The sequence below is a fragment of the Komagataeibacter kakiaceti JCM 25156 genome (assembly GCF_000613305.1).
Genome location: NZ_BAIO01000262.1, coordinates 1 through 3,236, shown reverse-complemented (window position 1 = coordinate 3,236; position 3,236 = coordinate 1). Strand labels below are relative to the sequence as shown.

Sequence of the window (3,236 nt, the reverse complement as noted above, 5' to 3'; positions counted from 1 at the left end):
TGAGGACATCCTGGCGCAGTATCACGCCACCCGCCTGTCCGCGCTGGCGGCGCGCGCGGCACCAGCAACGTGGCCGTGCATCCGCTCCAGATCGTGCGCGAGCTTGAGCAGTTCATCACCCCCGATGTCACGATGTGCCTGGACATGGGCACCTTCCATATCTGGCTGGCGCGCTACCTGCTGTCCTTCCGCGCGCGGCAGATGCTGATCAGCAACGGCCAGCAGACCATGGGCGTCGGCCTGCCGTGGGGAATCGCCGCAAGCCTGGTCAATCCGGGGCAGAAGGTCATTTCCATATCGGGCGATGGCGGGTTCATGATGTCGTGCATGGAGCTGGAAACGGCGGTGCGGCTCAAGTGCAACCTCATCCACATGGTGTGGGTCGATCAGGCCTACAACATGGTCGAGATGCAGGAGAAGAAGAAGTACGGCCGTGGTTCCGGCGTGGAATTCGGGCCGATCGACTTCGCCATGTTCGCCCGTTCGTGCGGGGCGCGCGGCATCGCGGTCCATTCCGCCGATGGCGTGGCGGCGGCGCTGCGCGAAGCCATGGAATGTGAAGGCCCGGTAGTGATTTCCGTGCCGGTCGATTATTCGCAGAACCACCTGCTCATGAAGCCTCTGGCGACATTGGGCGAGACATCGGCCGCCGCGTAGGGATTACGTGGCGGTGGGAAAAACCGGCCCCTGATTCCCGCGGCGGGCGGGCCGGTCCTTTCCGGCATGCGACATCGGCATTTTATGCGTAAGTCCCCCGGCGTCGGACATGCCAGACTGACAGCCATCATTCCCCGCACGTGGCGTGGCCTGCAACGGCCCGGCGCGGCGGGGACATGGCATTGAGGAAAGCAAGGAATGCTGAACAAGGCACACGGCATGTCATCGCCTGCAGGTGCGGAACTGGTTACGGAACTCCGGAACATTGTCGGCCACCCCCATGTGCTGACCGAAGACGGGGCGACCCTGCCCTACCGGCGCGGCTTCCGTTTCGGGGAAGGGCGCGCGCTTGCGGTTGTCATGCCCGGATCGCTGGTTGAACAGTGGCGCGTGCTGCGCGCCTGTGTGAAGGCGGGCGTGATCGTGATCATGCAGGCGGCCAATACCGGGCTGACCGGTGGCTCCACGCCGGATGGCGACACCTATGACCGTGACATCGTGATCGTGCACAGCATGCGCATGCGCACGATCCACCTGATCGGCGGTGGCAAACAGGTTGTCTGCCTGCCCGGCGCGACGCTGGACCAGCTTGAGACCAGGCTCAAACCCATCGGGCGCGAGCCGCATTCGGTCATCGGCTCATCGTGCATCGGGGCTTCGGTGTTTGGCGGCGTCAGCAACAATTCGGGCGGCGCGCTGGTGCGTCGTGGCCCGGCCTATACCGACATGGCGCTGTTCGCGCAGGTCTCGCCCACGGGTGAACTGCAACTGGTCAACCATCTTGGCATCGAACTCGGCGCCGACCCCGAGGAGATCCTGACGCGCGTGGAGGCGGGCAATTTTCCCGAATCCAGCATCAACTGGCATGCCGGGCGCGGGCATGACGATGGTTACGCCCGCCATGTGCGCGACGTGGACGCCGATACCCCGGCCCGCTACAACGCCGACCTGCGCCGCCTGCATGAAGGCTCCGGCTGCGCGGGCAAGCTGGGGCTGTTCGCCGTCCGCCTCGATACGTTCGAGGCGGAGAAGAACCCCGTCGTTTTCTATATAGGTACCAACGGGACCGACGTGCTGGAAGATGTGCGGCGGCATATCCTGTCTTCCTTCACGGAACTGCCGATCGCGGGGGAATACCTGCATCGGGACGCGTTCAATATTGCCGAGAAATACGGCAAGGACACCTTCGTCATCATCCGGCTGATCGGCACGAAGCGCCTGCCCGCGCTGTTCGCCATGAAAAACGCGTTCGACCGGGTGGCGGGGCGTCTGGGCTTCCTGCCCAGGCATTTCAGTGACCGCTGCATGCAGTTCCTGAGCCACCTCTTTCCCGAACACCTGCCCGCGCGTATGCGTGACTATCGGGACCGCTTCGAACATCATCTGATGCTCAAGGTCAGCGCGTCAGGCGCGCAGGAAGCGCGGGAATTCCTGAAAAGCCATTTCGAAACGCATGAAGGCGACTTTTTCGAATGCACCCCCGATGAGGGGGCCAAGGCGTTCCTGCACCGCTTCGCCGCCGCCGGCGCGGCCATACGCTACCGCGACATCCATACCGACACGACCGAGAACATCGTCGCGCTGGACGTGGCGCTGCGGCGGAATGACCGTGACTGGTTCGAGGTGCTGCCCAGGGACATCGAGGATGAAATCATCGTCAAGCTGTATTACGGCCATTTCCTGTGCCACGTGATGCATCAGGATTACGTGGTGCGCAAAGGCTATGACTGCGTGGCGCTTGAACACCGGATGCTGCCGCTGCTGGACCGGCGTGGCGCGCGCTATCCGGCGGAGCATAATTTCGGGCATCTCTATCGCGCGCCGGATGACGTGCTGGCCCATTACCGCCAGCTTGATCCATGCAACTGTTTCAATCCGGGCATTGGCCAGGCGACCAAACGCCGGAACTGGGTTGCCGAAAGCGTAGGCTAGGCACCATCGCCGGGCCATGCTTCGGGCATGATGGCCCGGTGCGGGCCATCCATTGCACCCCATGGGGGGCGGGCGCGTGTCGATGCGCCCGCACAAGGGAAGGAAAGTCTCAATAATGACATATACAGTGGGCCATTATCTGGGCGAACGTCTGGCGCAGATCGGGCTTGGCCATCACTTCGCGGTCGCGGGTGACTACAACCTCGTCCTGCTGGACCAGCTTCTGGAAATCGAGGGGCTGGAACAGGTCTATTGCTGTAACGAACTCAACTGCGGCTTCAGCGCCGAAGGCTATGCCCGTGCGCGCGGGGCCGGGGCGGCGGTCGTCACTTTCAGCGTGGGCGCGCTTTCGGCGCTGAACGCCATTGGCGGGGCCTATGCCGAGAACCTGCCGGTCATCCTGATTTCGGGCGCGCCCAATTCCAACGACCATGGCAGCGGGCATATCCTGCACCATACCATCGGCACGCCGGACTATTCCTACCAGCTTGAAATCGCGAAGCGGCTGACCTGTGCGGCGGTGTCCATCACGGCGGCGGAGGACGCGCCGGTCCTGATCGACCATGCCATCCGCACCGCCCTGCGGGAAAAGAAGCCCGCCTATATCGAGATCGCGTGCAATATCTCCGCCCAGCCCTGCCCGCGTC

The 3,236-nt window shown here is 63.6% G+C and carries 2 protein-coding genes and 1 pseudogene; all 3 read left to right on the top strand.

Annotated elements, in window-relative coordinates; all coding sequences use genetic code 11:
• Nucleotides 1-657: pseudogene (locus tag JCM25156_RS11940) on the top strand (thiamine pyrophosphate-dependent enzyme); the annotation flags it as partial.
• A gap of 198 nt (nucleotides 658-855) precedes the next feature.
• Nucleotides 856-2,589, top strand: a complete 1,734-nt coding sequence (gene dld / locus JCM25156_RS11930) for a D-lactate dehydrogenase (protein ID WP_084296509.1) — start codon at nucleotides 856-858, stop codon at nucleotides 2,587-2,589.
• Between the two features lie 115 nt (nucleotides 2,590-2,704).
• A partial coding sequence (locus JCM25156_RS23945) for a thiamine pyrophosphate-binding protein (RefSeq protein WP_034959544.1) occupies nucleotides 2,705-3,236 on the top strand: 532 nt, incomplete at its 3' end.